Origin of the sequence: Pseudomonas donghuensis (genome assembly GCF_000259195.1) — a bacterium.
GTDB classification, from domain to species: domain Bacteria; phylum Pseudomonadota; class Gammaproteobacteria; order Pseudomonadales; family Pseudomonadaceae; genus Aquipseudomonas; species Aquipseudomonas donghuensis.
Genome location: NZ_JH650757.1, coordinates 271,315 through 288,839, shown reverse-complemented (window position 1 = coordinate 288,839; position 17,525 = coordinate 271,315). Strand labels below are relative to the sequence as shown.

Genomic DNA, 17,525 nt, shown 5'->3' with positions numbered 1-17,525 from the left:
AGTCAGGATTGAATGACGCTTACCACTTCATCTCGCCCTTGGCGACCTTGGCGCTGAGCTCCAGCGAGCTCTCTTCACCCAGGTCCGGGTAACGTTTTTTCATTGCCGCGATCAGATCGGCGGCATTGCCCGCCTTGGCGGTTTCTTCGTCGAAGGCGCGGATATAGTCTGCGGTGAACTGCACCGCCTTGAGCGAACGGCTGCTCTGGCCCAGGTAATGGCCAGGGATCACGGTGTCGGGCTTGAGCTGCTCGATCCGCGTGAGGGTCGCCAGCCAGTCCTGGTGCGATTGCGCCGACTGCGTGTCGGCCATCCACACGTGCAGGTTCTCGGCGACCACCACACCACCGACCACCGCCTTGATCGATGGAATCCAGACAAAACTGCGGTCCGGCTGCGGGCCGTCGAGGCCGACCACTTGCAGGCGCTGGCCTTCGAGCTTCAGTTCATTGCCTTGCAACACCTGCGGCACGACCAGCTTCGCCGGTTTATCGGCGCCCATCTGCGGGCCCCAATAGGCCAGCTTGCCGTCCATGGTCTGCTTGATATGGGCAACGGTTGCCGCCGAGGCCACGACCTTGGCCTTGGGATAAGCATCGGTCAGGGTCTGCAGGCCGAAGTAGTAGTCCGGGTCACCGTGGCTGATGTAGATGGTGGTCAATTGCTTGCCGCTCGATTGCAGTTTGGCCAGCAACTGCTCAGCCTGCGCCTTGCCGAACTGGGCATCGACCAGGATGGCGTCATGCTTGCCGCTGACAATCACTGAGCTGACCGGGAACAGGGCGTTGGTACCCGGGTTGTAGACATCCAGGTTCAGCGGTTCGGCGGCCGAAGCCTGGGCCATGGCCCCAAGGGTGGCGAAAGCCAGCAGCAGGCGACGCAGGGAGAACGAACGAGGCATCAAGGCGATTCCTGTGAAGTGGGCGATGAACAACAGCTTAGTTGCACGATCCGTCACAAAAAATGCGATGCTTAGGATTAGTTTGTTTCTGAAAGCGTGCAAATCATGGATCGTCTGACAGCAATGCGAGTCTTCGTCAGCGTGGTCGACCTGGGTAGCCAATCGGCCGCCGCCGACCACCTGGAACTTTCCCGCCCGGTCGTTTCGCGCTATCTGGCCGAGCTTGAGGACTGGGTTGGCGCACGCCTGATGCAGCGCACCACGCGCCGCCTGAGCCTGACCGCCGCCGGCCAGGAAACCCTGCCACGCTGCCGGCAGATGCTCGAGCTTGCCGGCGACCTGCAAGCGGCCGTCGGCACCCCGAACGATGCCCCGCGCGGCGAGTTGCGCATCAGCGTCAGCACTTCGTTCGGCCAGGCGCAGCTGATGGACGCGGTGGCCGACTACGTCAAACGCTACCCCGGGGTAAAAATCGACCTGCAGATGCTCGACCGCACGGTGAACCTGGTGGATGAGCGCATCGACCTGGCCATCCGCACCAGCAACGACCTGGACCCCAACCTGATTGCCCGGCGCCTGACCGTATGCCGCTCGGTGATCTGCGCATCCCCTGCCTACCTGCGCCAGCACCCGGCGCCGCAGCACGTGCAGGAGCTCAGCCAGCACAACTGCCTGACCCACTCCTACTTCGGCCGCAGCCTCTGGCATTTCGACGTCGAGGGCGAGGTGGTGTCGGTGCCGGTGCAGGGCAACATCAGCGCCAACGAAGCCATGACCCTGCAACGGGCGGCCTTGGCCGGCGCCGGTGTGGCGATGCTGCCGACTTATCAGGCCGCCGACGCCCTACGCAGTGGTGAGCTGATTCGCCTGTTACCCCAGGCCAAGCCACGGGAGCTGAACCTCAACGCCGTGTACACCTCACGCAAACACATGCCGGCGACCCTGCGCAGCATGCTCGACTTTCTCGCCGAGCGCTTTACCGCCGAACCGATCTGGGATCGGGACCTGCTCTAGGCCGGGCATACCTGGCCCAGCTGACCTATGCTTTGAGTAGCACCTGTAGGTGGTTTGCAGGAGGTGAGCAGCATGGGCATCAAATCCAGAAAATGCGCCGTTATCTGTGCCATGGCCGCTGTGGTCGGGCTGTATGCCGCCGCAGCCTACCGGGTCGAACAGATCCGCAACCAACCCTACTCCGCCGCCAGTTGCAGCCTGGCTCACTGCGTGCCGCACACCGCGACGCTGAGCGCACTCAAGTAGGTTGGCCTGGGGCCTGGTGACGAAAGTCACTGGGGGCCTTGCCCGTCAGGCGGCGGAAGAACCGCGAAAAATAGGCAGGGTCAACAAAACCCAGGCTGTCGGCCAGTTGCTTGATGCTCAGGCTGGTGTAAATCAGTTCGCGCTTGGCCTCGAGTAGCAAGCGTTGATGGATGATCTGCAAGGCCGACTGCCCGGCCAGCTCACGACAGATACTGTTCAGGTGCGCCACCGAAATCCCCACCTCATGGGCCAGCGCCTCGACGCTTGGCTGCAGACGAAACTGCTGCTCGACCAGTTTATTGAAGCGTTGCAGATATTCACGCCCGCGGGCCACCGCCAGCCCCTGGCCATGGCGCTGCAAGCATTGACGGCTGATCCACACCACCAGCAGGTTGATCAATGAGCGCAGTTGCAAGTCGCGCCCGGGTTGGTCCTGCTGGTACTCCTGCTGCAAGGCACTGAACAGGCTGTACAGGTAGGTGCGGTCGGCGCCTGCCAGGTAGGTGCCGGCCTGGGCCAGGGCCGCTGGCGCTCCGGCCAGTTGGGTGTGCAACAGGCTCACCAGGGGCGCCGCCAGGGTGACCACGTAACCATCGACGTCGCTGGAAAAGCGAAAACCATGCACGCACAGGGCCGGCACCACCTGGATCGCCGCCTGCTCCAGGCGCCGCACCTGGCCTTCCACTTCGATCTCGGCCTGCCCCTCATAGAGAAACAGCAACTGGCACAGATCGGCATGCCGATGCGGTTCGATTTCCCAATCATGCAATCGGCTGCGCGCCGGAATCGACTCGCAGTGCAGCAGGTCCGGGGTCGGCCACTGCAACTGCTCGCCGTACAGCTTGAACACCGGGATCGATGCCTTGCTCATTGATCAACTCGCTCCAGGGCAATGCCCGATAATCGCACTGATTGGTGAAAAGTCCTGCTTCATGCCGTTTTTATCCCTTCTTCGCTCGCATTTCAAAGCGAAAAATGCAAGCACAACAATCATAAGCTGCTTTTGGCCTTGCCCTGAAGCTTGCCTGGGATAACAACAATGAAGACTCAAGTCGCAATTATCGGTGCCGGCCCTTCCGGTCTGCTGCTCGGCCAGTTGCTGCACAAGGCCGGGATCGCCAACATCATCATCGAGCGCCAGAGCGCCGACTACGTACTCGGGCGCATCCGCGCCGGGGTGCTGGAACAGGGCATGGTCGAGTTGCTGCGCGAAGCCGGGGTTGGCGCGCGCATGGACGCCGAGGGCCTGCCCCACAGCGGTTTCGAACTGGCCTTCGACGGGCGTCGCGAACACATCGACCTCAAGGCGCTGACCGGCGGCAAAGGCGTAATGATTTATGGTCAGACCGAAGTCACCCGGGATTTGATGGCCGCACGCCAAGCCTGCGGCGCCGTCACTGTCTATCAGGCCGACAACGTTCGCCTGCATGACCTGAAATCCGAGCGCCCTTACCTGACCTTTGAAAAGAACGGCGAAATCCAGCGCCTGGACTGCGACTACATTGCCGGCTGCGACGGCTACCACGGCATCGCCCGGCAATCGATTCCCGCCCAGGCACTGAAGATTTTCGAACGGGTCTACCCGTTCGGCTGGCTCGGCGTGCTGGCCGATACTCCGCCGGTCAGTGATGAGCTGGTGTATGCCCGCCACGAGCGCGGCTTCGCCCTGTGCAGCATGCGCTCGCCGACCCGCACCCGTTACTACGTGCAGGTGGGTGCTGAAGAGAAGGTCGAGGACTGGTCCGATGAGCGCTTCTGGAGCGAGCTCAAGTCGCGCTTGCCGGCTGATCTGGCCGAGCGCCTGGTGACCGGTCCGTCGATCGAGAAAAGCATCGCGCCGCTGCGCAGCTTCGTGGTCGAACCCATGCAATACGGCACGTTGTTCCTGCTTGGCGACGCCGCGCATATCGTCCCGCCCACCGGCGCCAAGGGCCTGAACCTGGCGGCCAGTGATGTCAGTACCCTGTACAACATCCTGCGCAAGGTCTACGCCGAAGGCCGTAGCGACCTGCTGGAGCGCTACTCGCAAATCTGCCTGCGGCGTATCTGGAAGGCCGAGCGGTTTTCCTGGTGGATGACTTCGCTCCTGCACCGCTTTCCCGACAGCGATGCCTTCAGCCAGCGTATCCAGCAAACCGAGCTTGAGTACTACGTCAGTTCCGAAGCCGGTCGTACAGTATTGGCGGAAAACTACGTCGGCCTGCCTTACGAGCCGATCGAGGAGGACGCTTAGCAAGCTATCGAGTAGACTGGTCAGCACTTGCGCCCGCCGCTACCGGCTGCGGGCTTCACCTGCCTCAGAGCTGGCCCGTGACTCAACTGAACACTCCGCAACCGGTGCTGCGCAGCGTGCTCGTCGCACTGATGCTGGCGATCTTTCTTGGCGCGCTGGACCAGACCATCGTCGCCGTGTCGATGCCGGCGATTTCGGCGCAGTTCAACGATGTCGGCCTGCTGGCCTGGGTGATTTCCGGTTACATGGTGGCCATGACCGTGGCCGTGCCGATCTACGGCAAGCTCGGCGACCTGTATGGCCGGCGGCGGATGATCCTCACCGGTACCGCGCTGTTCACCCTGGCTTCGATCTTCTGCGCACTGGCACAGAACATGGAGCAACTGGTGCTGGCGCGGGTACTGCAGGGTATCGGCGCCGGTGGCATGGTCTCGGTCAGCCAGGCGATCATCGGCGACTTCGTGCCGCCGCGCGAACGCGGTCGCTATCAGGGCTACTTCAGCAGCATGTATGCCCTGGCCAGTGTCGCCGGGCCGGTGCTCGGCGGAATGCTCACCGAATACCTGTCATGGCGCTGGGTGTTCTGGCTCAACCTGCCCCTGGGCCTGACCGCCTGGTGGGTGACCCGCCGCGCCCTGCGCAGCCTGCTGGTACCAACGCACAAGGCGCAGGTCGATTACCTCGGCGCCGCGCTGCTGATTCTTGGCCTGGGCAGCCTGCTGCTGGGCATCACCCTGATCGGCCAGGGGCAACCCTGGGACTCTGCGCAAGTTGCCAGCCTGCTCGGTTGTGCACTGATCGGCTTGCTGCTGTTCGTGCTTCATGAACAGCGCGTCGCCGAGCCGCTGCTGCCGCTGAAATTGTTCGCCAATCGCACCGCCACCCTATGCTGGTGCACGATCTTCTTCGCCAGCTTCCAGGCCATTTCCCTGACCATGCTGATGCCGCTGCGCTATCAGAGCATCACCGGCGCCGGTGCCGACAGCGCTGCCTTGCATTTGCTGCCGCTGGCCATCGGCCTGCCGATCGGTGCGTATTGCGGTGGCCGCCTGACCTCCCTCACCGGGCGCTATAAGCCACAGATTCTCGGCGGTGCGCTGCTGATGCCGTTTGCCATCGTCGGTATGGCCTTCAGCCCGCCGCAAGCGGCCTGGTTCAGTGGCATGTTCATGGTCTTGACCGGGATTGCCTCGGGCCTGCAGTTCCCCACTTCGCTGGTAGCGACCCAGAGTGCGGTGGAACCACGGGATATCGGCGTGGCCACCAGCACCACCAACCTGTTCCGCTCGCTCGGCGGGGCCATGGGCGTGGCCATCATGTCCACCCTGCTGCTGGCGATGCTCGCCCAGGGCGGCTTGAGCCTGGCCGGCGATGCCCTGCTCGGCAGCCTGCAGGCCGGTGAACCGACCGCGGCGATGCAGGCCGAGTTGTTGCTGACCTTTCGCAACCTGTTGCTGGGCAGTGCGACGGTTTCATTGCTGGGGCTGACGGCGGCGCTGGCTTTGCCTGACAGACAATTGCGCGGCCGTCAGTAAGACGCTTATAACTGGCGTAGAAACAAATGATCACAAAGCTTCACAAAGTGTCATTTGCGCAAGGCAGGGCTCAAGCGCAGCATATCCAGCCCGGTATCGATCCACAGCTCGGCCTGGTTCAGCAGGTCAAAGCTGCCGGGCAGCAGTAGCCAGCGGCGAATCAGCCCGTCTATATAGGCATAGATGGCCAGTGCCGCGCGTTCCGGGTCCACGTCGGCGGGCAGTTGCCCGCGCTTGACTGCATTGCCCAGCGACAACGCGATATGGGCATGACAATCGATCGTCGAGGCCTGCCGTTGCTGGCGGATCTCGCACCTATCATCGGTGAACTCGCATTTGTGATGCAGAATTTCATTGATTCGCCGGGTCTTCGGATCGAGCACCATCTGGTGCATCAACCGTACCAGCAGCTTGCGCATGCAGCCGAGCGGGTCGACTTCATCCTCGCTTTCACTGGCCCGGGCCAGGGCGTCCAGCGGCTCGTGCAGGCTGTCGAGCATGGCCTGCACCAGTTCGGCCTTGTCGTTGAAGTGCCAGTAGATGGCGCCGCGGGTCACCCCGGCCTCTTTGGCAATATCGGCCAGGGTGGTACGCGCTACCCCGCGCTTATAGAAGGCCTTTTCCGCCGCCTCGAGAATCTGGGCGCGGGTTTCCTGGGCTTCTTCTTTGGTTCGACGGACCATGGCAGTACAACCTCATCAGGCCCAGGCACGCACGCTGGGTGCCTGGGAGTCGGGCCGGGTCAGCCTCTGCAGGCTGTTACCGGCTGTATTAATTTGGGGGCTCGCATCGGCTGAATGTGTCGCCTGCGAGGTATTTACAAACAACCATGAATGTAAGTATATTCCTTAGCAAGCTATTAATCCACCCGACAGCATTTTTTATAGCGCACCCTTTCCATTATTCTTGAGCGTCTTCAGCTCTTGCGACCCGAGGATCTTCATGCAATTCAAGCCAGCTGTTACCGCTCTGGTTTCCGCCGTCGCCCTGGCAACACTGCTCAGCGGCTGTAAAAAGGAAGAGGCGGCGCCCGCGGCGCAAGCTCCTCAGGTCGGCGTCGTAACCCTGCAAACCCAGGCCTATACCCTGACGTCCGACCTCCCTGGCCGTACCACCGCGTACCGCATTGCCGAGGTTCGACCACAGGTCAACGGCATCATTCTCAAGCGCCTGTTCAAAGAGGGCACCGAGGTCAAGGAAGGTCAGCAGCTGTACCAGATCGACCCGTCGGTGTACGAGGCGACCCTGGCCAGCGCCCAGGCCAACCTGCAATCGACCCGCTCGCTGTCCGAGCGCTATAAGCAACTGGTCAGCGAACAGGCTGTCAGCCGCCAGGAATACGACGACGCGCAAGCCAAACGTTTGCAGGCCGAAGCCTCGCTGCGCAGCGCCCAGATCGACCTGCGCTACACCAAGGTGCTGGCGCCGCTGAGCGGGCGCATTGGCCGTTCTTCGGTCACTGAAGGCGCACTGGTCAACAACGGCCAGGCCGATGCCATGGCGGTGATCCAGCAGCTCGACCCGATCTACGTCGACGTCACCCAGTCCTCGGCCGAGCTGCTCAAGCTGCGCCGCGAGCTGGAAAGCGGCCAACTGCAGAAGGTCGGCGACAACGCCGCCAAGGTCACCCTGACCCTGGAAGACGGCAGCACCTACAGCAAGGAAGGCCGACTGGAGTTCTCCGAAGTCTCGGTCGACCAGACCACCGGCTCCGTGACCCTGCGTGCGGTGTTCCCCAACCCTGAGCACAACCTGCTGCCGGGCATGTTCGTTCATGCGCGCCTGGCTGCCGGGGTCAACAGCGCGGCCATCCTCGCCCCGCAACAGGGCGTGACCCGCGACCTCAAGGGCCAGCCGACCGCGCTGGTCGTCAATCAGGACAACAAGGTCGAGCTGCGCCAGCTCAAGGCCAGCCGTACCGTCGGTAGCGACTGGCTGATCGAGGAAGGCCTGAACCCGGGCGACCGCCTGATCACCGAAGGCCTGCAGTTCGTCAAGCCGGGCATCGAGGTCAAGGCCAGCGCAGCCACCAACGTCAAGCCTGCCCAGCCAACCCAGGCCAATGCAGCGATTGCAGGGGCCAAAGGGGAATAAACCATGTCGAGATTTTTTATCGATCGCCCGATCTTTGCCTGGGTGATCGCCTTGGTGATCATGCTGGTCGGCGCCTTGTCGATCCTCAAATTGCCGATCAACCAGTACCCGAGCATCGCGCCACCGGCCATCGCCATCGCCGTGACCTACCCGGGCGCTTCGGCGCAGACCGTGCAGGACACCGTGGTGCAGGTGATCGAGCAGCAGCTCAACGGTATCGACAACCTGCGTTATGTGTCGTCGGAAAGTAACTCCGACGGCAGCATGACCATTACCGCGACCTTCGAGCAGGGCACCAACCCAGACACTGCGCAGGTCCAGGTGCAGAACAAGCTGAACCTGGCCACCCCGCTGCTGCCGCAAGAAGTGCAACAGCAGGGTATCCGCGTGACCAAGGCGGTGAAGAACTTCCTGCTGGTGATCGGCCTGGTATCCGAAGACGGCAGCATGTCCAAGGATGACCTGGCCAACTACATCGTCTCCAACATGCAGGACCCGATCTCGCGGACTGCCGGTGTCGGTGACTTCCAGGTGTTCGGTGCCCAGTACGCCATGCGTATCTGGCTCGACCCGGCCAAGCTGAACAAGTATCAGCTGACCCCGGTCGACGTGCGTACCGCCGTGGCCGCGCAGAACGTCCAGGTGTCCTCCGGCCAGCTCGGCGGCCTGCCTGCCCTGCCAGGCACCCAGCTCAACGCCACGATCATCGGCAAGACCCGCCTGCAAACCGCCGAGCAGTTCGAAAAGATTCTGCTCAAGGTCAACCGTGACGGCTCCCAGGTGCGCCTGGGCGATGTCGCCAAGGTCGGCCTGGGTGGTGAGAACTACGCGATCAGCGCCCAGTTCAACGGCAAGCCGGCCTCCGGCCTTGCGGTAAAACTGGCCACTGGCGCCAACGCCCTGGATACCGCCAAGGCCCTGCGCCAGACCATCACCGACCTGGAGCCGTTCTTCCCGGAAGGCATGAAGGCGGTGTTCCCGTATGACACCACTCCGGTCGTGACCGAGTCGATCAGCGGGGTAATCCACACCCTGATCGAAGCGATCGTGCTGGTGTTCCTGGTGATGTACCTGTTCCTGCAGAACTTCCGCGCCACCATCATCACCACCATGACCGTACCGGTGGTATTGCTGGGTACCTTCGGCATCCTTGCCGCGGCGGGCTTCAGCATCAACACCCTGACCATGTTCGGCATGGTGCTGGCCATCGGCTTGCTGGTGGACGACGCCATCGTCGTGGTGGAGAACGTCGAGCGGGTGATGGCCGAAGAGGGGCTATCGCCCAAAGAAGCGACCAAGAAGTCCATGGGCCAGATCCAGGGCGCCCTGGTCGGTATCGCCCTGGTGCTGTCGGCGGTACTGCTGCCCATGGCCTTCTTCGGCGGCTCCACCGGCGTGATCTACAAACAGTTCTCGATCACCATCGTCTCGGCCATGGCCCTGTCGGTACTGGTGGCCCTGATCTTCACCCCGGCGCTGTGTGCGACCATGCTCAAGCCGATTGCCAAGGGCGAGCACCACGTTGCCAAGCGCGGCTTCTTCGGCTGGTTCAACCGCAACTTCGACCGCAGCGTGCGTAGCTACGAGCGCGGCGTCGGCAACATGCTGCGGCACAAGGCCCCGTACCTGCTGGCCTACCTGCTGATCGTGGTCGGCATGATCTGGCTGTTCACCCGCATTCCGACGGCGTTCCTGCCTGAAGAAGACCAGGGCGTACTGTTCGCCCAGGTGCAGACCCCGGCCGGTTCCAGTGCCGAGCGCACCCAGGTGGTGATCGACGAAATGCGCAGCTACCTGCTCGACAAGGAAGCCGATACCGTTGCCTCGGTGTTCACCGTCAACGGCTTCAACTTCGCCGGTCGTGGCCAGAGCTCGGGCATGGCCTTCATCATGCTCAAGCCATGGGGCGAGCGCTCTGCCGAGAACAACGTGTTCAACCTGGCGAACCGTGCCCAGCAGCACTTCTTCAGCTTCCGCGATGCGATGGTGTTCGCCTTCGCCCCACCGGCGGTACTGGAGCTGGGTAACGCCACCGGTTTTGACGTGTTCCTGCAAGACCGTGCCGGTGTCGGCCATGAAAAACTGATGCAAGCGCGCAACCAGTTCCTCGGCATGGCCGCACAGAGCAAGATCCTTTCGGCAGTACGCCCGAACGGCCTGAACGATGAGCCGCAGTACCAGCTGACCGTCGACGACGAGCGCGCCAGTGCCCTGGGCGTGACCATCGCCGACATCAACAGCACCCTGTCGATTGCCCTGGGTGCCAGCTACGTCAACGACTTCATCGACCGCGGCCGGGTCAAGAAGGTTTACATCCAGGGTGAAGCCGGTGCGCGGATGAGCCCGGAAGACCTGCAGAAGTGGTACGTGCGCAACGCCGCTGGCGAGATGGTGCCGTTCTCATCCTTCGCCAAGGGCGAGTGGATCTACGGGGCACCGAAGCTGTCGCGTTACAACGGCGTAGAAGCCATGGAAATCCTCGGTGCGCCAGCCCCTGGCTACAGTACCGGTGAAGCCATGCTCGAGGTCGAGCGCCTGGCCGCGCAACTGCCGGCGGGTATCGGTTACTCCTGGACGGGCCTGTCGTACGAGGAGCGGCTGTCCGGCTCCCAGGCGCCAGCGCTGTACGCCCTGTCGCTGCTGATGGTGTTCCTGTGTCTGGCGGCGCTGTATGAAAGCTGGTCGATTCCGATCGCGGTCATGCTCGTGGTGCCGCTGGGGATCATCGGTGCGCTGCTGGCCACCAGCCTGCGCGGGTTGTCCAACGACGTGTACTTCCAGGTGGGGCTGTTGACCACCATCGGCCTGGCGGCGAAAAACGCGATCCTGATCGTCGAATTCGCCAAGGAACTGCACGAGCAGGGCCGCAGCCTGATGGATGCGGCCATCGAAGCCTGCCGGATGCGTCTGCGGCCAATCATCATGACCTCGCTGGCGTTCATCCTCGGCGTGGTGCCGTTGGCCATCTCCAGTGGCGCAGGCTCGGGCAGCCAGCACGCCATCGGTACCGGGGTTATCGGCGGCATGCTGACCGCCACCGTACTGGCAATCTTCTGGGTGCCATTGTTCTTTGTAAGCGTGTCGTCGCTGTTCGGTAGCAAGAAGCCCGAAGAGGACGCCACCCCTGAAACTCCACGCTATGAGGCCGGGCAATGAGTAAGTCCCTGTTGTCCCTGGCAGTAACCGCTTTCATTCTTGGCGGCTGCTCGCTGATCCCTGACTACCAGACCCCGGAATCGCCGGTGGCCGCGCAGTGGCCGCAAGGCCCTGCCTACTCGCCGACCGAGTCGGCCGAGGTGGCCGCCGCCGAACAGGGCTGGCGTCAGTTCTTCCATGACCCGGCGCTGCAGCAGTTGATCCAGACCGCGCTGGTCAACAACCGCGACCTCAAGGTCGCGGCGCTGAACATCGATGCCTACCGGGCGCAGTACCGCATTCAGCGGGCCGATCTGTTTCCGGCGGTCTCGGCCAATGGCAGCGGCAGCCGTCAGCGGATGCCGGCGAACATGTCGCAAACCGGCGAATCGAGTATCAGCAGCCAGTACTCGGCGACCCTTGGGGTCAGCGCCTACGAGCTCGACCTGTTCGGCCGGGTGCGCAGCCTGACCGAGCAACAGCTGGAGATCTACCTGTCCAGCGAAGAAGCGCGGCGCTCGACGCAGATCAGCCTGGTGGCCAGTGTGGCCAACGCCTACTTCACCTGGCAGGCCGACCAGGCGCTGCTCAAGCTCACCGAAGAGACCCTCAAGACCTACGAGGAAAGCTACCAGCTGACCTTGCGTAGCAATGAAGTGGGGGTCGCTTCGGCCCTGGACCTGAGCCAGGCACGCACGTCGGTTGAAGGTGCGCGGGTCAAGCTGGCGCAGTTCCAGCGCCAGGTTGCCCAGGACCTCAACAGCCTGACCGTGCTGCTCGGCACCGGCGTGCCGGCCAACCTGCCGGCGGCGCAGAATCTTGACAGCGACCTGTTGGCCGAAGTGCCGGCGGGCCTGCCGTCCGACCTGCTGCAACGCCGGCCGGACATCCAGGAAGCCGAACACCTGCTCAAGGCTGCCAATGCCAACATTGGCGCGGCCCGCGCGGCGTTCTTCCCGAGCATCAGCCTGACCGCCAACGCCGGGACCCTGAGCCCGGACATGGGCGGCCTGTTCAAGGGTGGCTCGGGCACCTGGCTGTTCCAGCCGCAGATCAACCTGCCGATCTTCAATGCCGGTGCCCTGCGTGCCAGCCTCGACTACTCGAAGATCCAGAAGGACATCAACGTCGCCAAGTACGAGAAAACCATCCAGACCGCCTTCCAGGAAGTCTCCGATGGCCTCGCCGCGCGCCAGACCTTCAATCAGCAGTTGCAGGCCCAACGTGACCTGGTTGCCGCCAACCAGGACTACTACCGTCTGGCCGAGCGTCGCTACCGCATCGGTATCGACAGCAACCTGACCTTCCTCGACGCCCAGCGTCAGCTGTTCAACACCCAGCAGTCGTTGATCAGTGATCGCCTGTCGCAGTTGGTCAGCGAGGTCAACCTGTACAAGGCCCTCGGTGGCGGCTGGTACGAGCAGACCGGTCAGGCGCAGCAGCAGGCTGCGGCCCAGACGCCGAAAGGCTGAGTGTTTGCGTTGTGAAAGAGCCCACCCTTGCGGTGGGCTTTTTTATGCAATCGCCTGTAGGAGCGGGCTTGCCCCACGATGATGAATTAACCAACCAGTTACCGTTCGATTATCGCCCAATTCCGCCTGCAACGAATTGATTCATCCCCGCCCGCCGCCGCACCATCGCTTCGCAGCTTTTCCAAAGCGTACCCCCAAAAGATCGTAGCCCGGCCTGTGACCTCCAACCGTCGCAGCGGATGGCTTCGGCTTACATAAAAACAAGAGACATCAAACGATGACCACACCCGCACGACACCTGCTTCCCGGCTTGCTGGCCATGACTTGCACCCTGCCCGCCCTGGCGGCCGAAGGCGGCTTTGTCGAGGACGCCAAGGCCAGCCTCAACCTGCGCAACTTCTACATCAACCGCAACTTCGTCGACCCGGCCAACCCCCAGGGCAAGGCCGAGGAATGGACCCAGAGTTTCATCCTCGACGCCCGCTCCGGCTTTACCCAAGGCCTGGTCGGCTTCGGTGTCGATGTGTTGGGCCTGTACTCGGTCAAGCTCGATGGCGGCAAGGGCACGAAGGGTACGCATTTGTTGCCGGTACACGATGACGGGCGCCCAGCCGATGACTTCGGGCGCCTGGGCGTAGCGCTGAAAGCGAAGATCGCCAACACCGAACTGAAAGTTGGCGAATGGATGCCGGTGCTGCCGATCCTGCGCTCGGACGACGGCCGCTCGCTGCCGCAGACCTTCCGCGGCGGGCAGATCACCTCGCAGGAGATCGCCGGCTTGACCCTGTATGCCGGGCAGTTTCGCGGTAACAGCCCACGCAATGACGCGAGCATGGAAGACATGTCGATGAACGGCCGGGCGGCCTTCACCTCCGACCGCTTCAACTTTGCCGGTGGCGAATACAGCTTCAACGACAAGCGCACGATGATCGGTTTGTGGAATGCCGAGCTCAAAGACATCTACAACCAACAGTACATCAACCTGGTGCACAGCCAGCCTGTGGGCGACTGGACCCTGGGCGCCAACCTCGGCTACTTCATCGGCAAGGAAGACGGCGCCGAACGCGCCGGCAAGCTGGACAACCGCACCGCCTCGGCGCTGCTCTCGGCCAAATACGGCGCCAACACCTTCTACCTCGGCCTGCAGAAAGTCAGCGGCGACGATGCCTGGATGCGGGTCAACGGCACCAGTGGCGGCACCCTGGCCAACGACAGCTACAACTCAAGCTTCGACAACGCCCAGGAACGCTCCTGGCAGTTGCGGTACGACTACAACTTCGCCGGCCTCGGCGTGCCCGGGCTGACCTTGATGAACCGCTACATCAGCGGCGACAACGTGCACACCGGCGCCATTACCGATGGCAAGGAATGGGCGCGGGAATCGGAGCTGGCCTATGTGATCCAGTCCGGGACGTTGAAGAGCCTGTCGGTCAAATGGCGTAACTCGACCATGCGCCGGGACTACAGCACCAATACCTTTGATGAGAACCGGCTGATCATCAGTTACCCGATCAGTATTCTCTGAAACCTCTGCCTTGGGGCTGCTACGCAGCCCATCGCCGGCAACGCCGGCTCCCACAATGTCCGCTGTGCACAACACCTGGACTGTAGGAGCGGGCTTGCCCCGCGATTACTTCAAGCCCCGCGTGTGGTGCGGCTCCGCTGCCCGGCCACCCCCACCGGTACATCGCCCTGCAAGGTCACCCGGCGCACCACGCGGCCCTGGGTGCCGTAGTCATCGACCGCATAGTGCTGGGTCGCGCGGTTGTCCCAGATCGCCACGTCACCGGCCTGCCAACGCCAGCGCACGGTGTTCTCCAGGCGCGTGACATGGCTTTGCAGCAGGTTGAACAGGTGCGCCGAGTCGCTCTGCGAGTAGCCCTTGATGCGTTTGACGAAGTGCCCGAGCAAAAGGTTCTTCTCACCGCTGACCGGGTGCACACGCACTACCGGATGCTCGGTTTCGTACACCGTCGATGTGAAGATCTTCCGGTAGTTTTCCAGTTGTTCCAGGCTCACATCGGGCTTGGCTGCGGCGTAGTCGTACTCGTTGCTGTGCACCGCCCAGAGCTGGTCAGCCAGGGCCCGCAGTTCTGCAGAGAGGTCCTGATAAGCCGTGGCGGTATTGGCCCACACCGTGTCGCCACCCGATGCGGGCGCCACCACCGAGCGCAGGATCGACGCCTTGGGGTAGGCATCGACGAAGGTCACGTCGGTGTGCCAGGAATTGGCCCGGCGCCCTTCGCCGCCATCGAGTTCGAGCAGGTAACGCGTGCCTTCGCGCACTGGCACGGTCGGGTGGGCGATCGGCTCACCGAGCAGGTGGGCGAAGGCTTCCTGGCCCTGGTCATCGAGGTGGGTCTGGGCGCGGAAGAACACCACCTTGTGTTGCACCAGGGCGGCCTGGATGGCTTCGATCACGGCGGGCTCAAGGTCGGCGCTCAACTGGACCCCGCGAATTTCGGCACCGATGCGCCCGGCCACCGGGTGGATATCCAGCGCGTGGGTGACAGGTGCTACAGCACGTGCGGCATTGCTCATGGTTTGACCCTCATCTGGCTAGGTTGCGCGAAGCGGCGTTGAAACCTCTGCTCTATTGATATGCAAATAAGCTCTAACAAATAAACAGATGCTTCATTGACGGAATAAGAGCTTGCATTTAAAACCTGAGCCTGCGCGGCGGCAAATACCTTCGCCGTATTTTTGGAATGCCGGGAAAGCATATGGATCTTCGCCAACTGCGTTACTTCATCGCCCTCACTGAACACCGCAGTTTTGTCCGCGCCGCCGATGCCATGGGCATCACCCAGCCGGCTTTCAGCCGCAGCATCCAGGGCCTGGAACAGGAGTTCGGCTGCGTGCTGATCGATCGCGCCAACAAGGACCTGCGCCCCACGCCCGAAGGCCAGGTGGTGCTGCAGCACGCCCTGCGCCTGGTGCAAGGCGCAGCACAGCTGAACAGCGAAGTGCAGCAGATGACCAAGCTCGATGCCGGCGAGCTGCGCTTCGGCTGCGGCCCGGCGCCTGCGGTGCACCTGGTGCCGCAGGCGGTGGCACGCTTTCTCGGCGCCCACCCCAAGGTGCGCACCTGCTTCGACGTGGATAACTGGGAAAAACTCAGCCGCGCGCTGAGTCGAGAAGAGATCGAGTTCTTCGTCGCCGACATCCGTCATTTCGAGGCCGACCCGAACTTCCAGACCCAGCCGCTGAGCCCGCGCCGCGGCCTGTTCTTCTGCCGTCCGGGGCACCCGCTGCTGGCCAAGGACAGCCTGTCGACCAACGACATGTTCGACTACCCGCTGGCCACCACCCTGATCCCGCCGGGGGTGCGCAAGCTGCTGGCCAACCTCAGCGGCAAGACCGACTTCGCCCCGCAGGTGCAGACCGAGCACCTGCCGACCCTGGTGAAGATCGTGCTGGGCACCGACGCCATTGGTATCGGCACCGAAGAAGCCTTTGCCGAGGACATCGAACAGGGCCGCCTGATACGCCTGCACTGGCGCAACCTGCCGGCCAACCTCGACAGCCTCAATGCCCGCTGCGGTATCGTCAGCCGCAGCGGTTATCGCCTTTCGCCCGCCGCCCGGGCAATGATCGAAACCCTGATCAGCCTCGATCGGCAGCCAGAGGTGCAGGTGCTGGCCGGATAGCCTGGGGCGCCAGCCACTGCTCGACGTTGAACGGTTTGCGAATCAACCGCTGCTCGGCGGCCAAGTCCACCGACGCCTGCAATTTGGCCAGGAAGTCGGCATCCAGGGTCGAAGGGAAGATCTTGCTCAATTGCTCGTGCTGCAGGTCCTGCTGAAGGATCGCTGGCGGGTAACTGGCCAGCCCCGAGACCAGCTGGATGTACGCCTCCTTGTTGTCGTCCCGGGTCAGCCAGTGCACGGCCTTTTCCTGGGTAGCGAGGAGTTTTTCCACCAGTTCCGGATGCTCGTCGACAAAGCGCCCGGAGCCCACCAGCACGGCCTGCACATTGCCGGCGCCGCCCAAGTCACGGGTACTCAAGGGCAACTCGGCCAGGCCGCGTTGCTTGAGGGCGCTGATGCCGGTCGAGCCCCAGGTGGCGTCGATCTGCCTGGCAGCCAGGGCGGCGATCGCCGCGTTGAAATCCAGGTTGATGACTTTCAGGTCCTTCTCGCTCAGGCCCTGGCTGGCCAGGGCGGCGTCGAACGACAGCTGGGTGGCGGTGCCGCGAAACACCGCCACGCGTTTGCCCTTGAGGTCTTGCAGGGTCTTGATGTTGCTGCCCGGCGCCACCCCCAGGTAGTGCTTGATGCCGCGACCGGTGGCGGCCAGCAGACGGGTGTCGAGGCCATTGGCCTTGCCGATGATCGCCGCCAGGTCGCCGAGGTAGGCAAAGTCGACCTGACCGTTGGCGAATGCCTCGTTGATCACCGGGCCCGCGCCCTTGAAGTAGTTCCACTGGATGCTGATGCCATCGGCGGCGAAGGCTTTTTCCAGCAATTGCTGGTCGCGCAGTACGTCGGTCACACCGCCGCCGGAATGCTGGGTGCCGGCGCTCAGGTCGGGCACGGCGATGCGGATTTCCCTGACCTCGCCAGCCTGGGCCGGCGGCAGCCAGCCGACCACCGCGGCCAGGGCGGGAACGGCAAACAGATTGAACACACGGTTGATCGACAGGTTCATGGCACGCGACTCCTTGTAATGGTGCGGCCACGCTACCGACAACCCAGACCAGTAAATAAATACTAATAAATTACATTTTAATAACTTGTAAGCATAAAAGCCGTTCTACGGGCGTTCCAGCGCGCCATGCATCAGGCACAAGAAAAATATGCTTCGAATGCATTGGCTGCGCGTTGTGACAGCAGCTTTAAATGCAGATTCTTATCACCTAAACGAATTGATATTCAAAGCTGTAATTCAATTTA

At 62.7% G+C, this 17,525-nt stretch carries 14 protein-coding genes; 9 read left to right on the top strand and 5 right to left on the bottom strand.

Annotated features, from left to right (window positions below):
• Positions 1–19: 19 nt before the first annotated feature.
• Positions 20–901, bottom strand: a complete 882-nt coding sequence (locus UW3_RS0103630; RefSeq protein WP_010220916.1) for an MBL fold metallo-hydrolase — start codon at positions 899–901, stop codon at positions 20–22.
• A 105-nt stretch (positions 902–1,006) separates the two neighbouring features.
• Between UW3_RS0103630 and UW3_RS0103625 the strand changes: the two genes are divergently transcribed.
• Complete coding sequence (locus UW3_RS0103625) at positions 1,007–1,915, top strand: LysR family transcriptional regulator (RefSeq protein ID WP_010220915.1); 909 nt, start codon at positions 1,007–1,009, stop codon at positions 1,913–1,915.
• 72 nt (positions 1,916–1,987) lie between these two features.
• Positions 1,988–2,161, top strand: a complete 174-nt coding sequence (locus UW3_RS28950) for a hypothetical protein (protein ID WP_010220914.1) — start codon at positions 1,988–1,990, stop codon at positions 2,159–2,161.
• On the opposite strand, the gene UW3_RS0103615 is transcribed toward UW3_RS28950, so the two are convergent.
• Positions 2,154–3,032: a helix-turn-helix domain-containing protein gene (locus UW3_RS0103615; protein WP_010220913.1), complete on the bottom strand. Its 879-nt coding sequence runs from the start codon at positions 3,030–3,032 to the stop codon at positions 2,154–2,156. The two genes, UW3_RS28950 and UW3_RS0103615, sit on opposite strands and share 8 nt — an antisense overlap.
• 168 nt (positions 3,033–3,200) lie before the next feature.
• On the opposite strand from UW3_RS0103615, the gene pobA reads away from it, so the two are divergent.
• On the top strand, positions 3,201–4,394 hold the full coding sequence (gene pobA / locus UW3_RS0103610; RefSeq protein WP_010220912.1) for a 4-hydroxybenzoate 3-monooxygenase: 1,194 nt from the start codon (positions 3,201–3,203) through the stop codon (positions 4,392–4,394).
• A 77-nt stretch (positions 4,395–4,471) separates the two neighbouring features.
• On the top strand, positions 4,472–5,929 hold the full coding sequence (locus tag UW3_RS0103605) for a DHA2 family efflux MFS transporter permease subunit (protein ID WP_010220911.1): 1,458 nt from the start codon (positions 4,472–4,474) through the stop codon (positions 5,927–5,929).
• 50 nt (positions 5,930–5,979) lie between these two features.
• Here UW3_RS0103605 and UW3_RS0103600 read toward each other — a convergent pair whose 3' ends face one another.
• Complete coding sequence (locus UW3_RS0103600; protein ID WP_010220910.1) at positions 5,980–6,612, bottom strand: TetR family transcriptional regulator; 633 nt, start codon at positions 6,610–6,612, stop codon at positions 5,980–5,982.
• Positions 6,613–6,871: 259 nt separating this feature from the next.
• Between UW3_RS0103600 and UW3_RS0103595 the strand changes: the two genes are divergently transcribed.
• The 4 genes from UW3_RS0103595 to UW3_RS0103580 all read left to right on the top strand — a co-directional run bounded on the left by UW3_RS0103595 (position 6,872) and on the right by UW3_RS0103580 (position 14,155).
• On the top strand, positions 6,872–8,023 hold the full coding sequence (locus UW3_RS0103595) for an efflux RND transporter periplasmic adaptor subunit (protein ID WP_010220909.1): 1,152 nt from the start codon (positions 6,872–6,874) through the stop codon (positions 8,021–8,023).
• Between the two features lie 3 nt (positions 8,024–8,026).
• Positions 8,027–11,179, top strand: a complete 3,153-nt coding sequence (locus tag UW3_RS0103590; protein ID WP_010220908.1) for an efflux RND transporter permease subunit — start codon at positions 8,027–8,029, stop codon at positions 11,177–11,179.
• Complete coding sequence (locus UW3_RS0103585) at positions 11,176–12,630, top strand: AdeC/AdeK/OprM family multidrug efflux complex outer membrane factor (protein WP_010220906.1); 1,455 nt, start codon at positions 11,176–11,178, stop codon at positions 12,628–12,630. Before UW3_RS0103590 ends, UW3_RS0103585 begins: the two co-directional genes overlap by 4 nt.
• 319 nt (positions 12,631–12,949) lie before the next feature.
• On the top strand, positions 12,950–14,155 hold the full coding sequence (locus tag UW3_RS0103580) for an OprD family porin (protein ID WP_420220022.1): 1,206 nt from the start codon (positions 12,950–12,952) through the stop codon (positions 14,153–14,155).
• Between the two features lie 110 nt (positions 14,156–14,265).
• On the opposite strand, the gene UW3_RS0103575 is transcribed toward UW3_RS0103580, so the two are convergent.
• Entirely contained in the window at positions 14,266–15,171 is a 906-nt protein-coding gene (locus UW3_RS0103575; protein WP_010220902.1) for a TauD/TfdA dioxygenase family protein, read from the bottom strand.
• A 182-nt stretch (positions 15,172–15,353) separates the two neighbouring features.
• Here UW3_RS0103575 and UW3_RS0103570 point away from each other — a divergent pair, with 182 nt between their 5' ends.
• Positions 15,354–16,280 (top strand): LysR family transcriptional regulator, encoded by a 927-nt coding sequence (locus UW3_RS0103570; RefSeq protein ID WP_010220900.1) that lies wholly within the window; start codon positions 15,354–15,356, stop codon positions 16,278–16,280.
• Here UW3_RS0103570 and UW3_RS0103565 read toward each other — a convergent pair.
• The gene (locus UW3_RS0103565) at positions 16,237–17,280 is read right to left on the bottom strand and encodes an ABC transporter substrate-binding protein (protein WP_010220899.1); all 1,044 of its coding nucleotides are present in this window, start codon (positions 17,278–17,280) and stop codon (positions 16,237–16,239) included. The two genes, UW3_RS0103570 and UW3_RS0103565, sit on opposite strands and share 44 nt — an antisense overlap.
• Positions 17,281–17,525: the final 245 nt, after the last annotated feature.

Coding starts and splice junctions, on each gene's coding strand:
- UW3_RS0103630 (WP_010220916.1), bottom strand. CDS start 901: ATGCCTCGTTCGTTCTCCCTGCGTCGCCTGCTGCTGGCTTTCGCCACC.
- UW3_RS0103625 (WP_010220915.1), top strand. CDS start 1,007: ATGGATCGTCTGACAGCAATGCGAGTCTTCGTCAGCGTGGTCGACCTG.
- UW3_RS28950 (WP_010220914.1), top strand. CDS start 1,988: ATGGGCATCAAATCCAGAAAATGCGCCGTTATCTGTGCCATGGCCGCT.
- UW3_RS0103615 (WP_010220913.1), bottom strand. CDS start 3,032: ATGAGCAAGGCATCGATCCCGGTGTTCAAGCTGTACGGCGAGCAGTTG.
- pobA (WP_010220912.1), top strand. CDS start 3,201: ATGAAGACTCAAGTCGCAATTATCGGTGCCGGCCCTTCCGGTCTGCTG.
- UW3_RS0103600 (WP_010220910.1), bottom strand. CDS start 6,612: ATGGTCCGTCGAACCAAAGAAGAAGCCCAGGAAACCCGCGCCCAGATT.
- UW3_RS0103595 (WP_010220909.1), top strand. CDS start 6,872: ATGCAATTCAAGCCAGCTGTTACCGCTCTGGTTTCCGCCGTCGCCCTG.
- UW3_RS0103590 (WP_010220908.1), top strand. CDS start 8,027: ATGTCGAGATTTTTTATCGATCGCCCGATCTTTGCCTGGGTGATCGCC.
- UW3_RS0103585 (WP_010220906.1), top strand. CDS start 11,176: ATGAGTAAGTCCCTGTTGTCCCTGGCAGTAACCGCTTTCATTCTTGGC.
- UW3_RS0103580 (WP_420220022.1), top strand. CDS start 12,950: ATGACTTGCACCCTGCCCGCCCTGGCGGCCGAAGGCGGCTTTGTCGAG.
- UW3_RS0103575 (WP_010220902.1), bottom strand. CDS start 15,171: ATGAGCAATGCCGCACGTGCTGTAGCACCTGTCACCCACGCGCTGGAT.
- UW3_RS0103570 (WP_010220900.1), top strand. CDS start 15,354: ATGGATCTTCGCCAACTGCGTTACTTCATCGCCCTCACTGAACACCGC.
- UW3_RS0103565 (WP_010220899.1), bottom strand. CDS start 17,280: ATGAACCTGTCGATCAACCGTGTGTTCAATCTGTTTGCCGTTCCCGCC.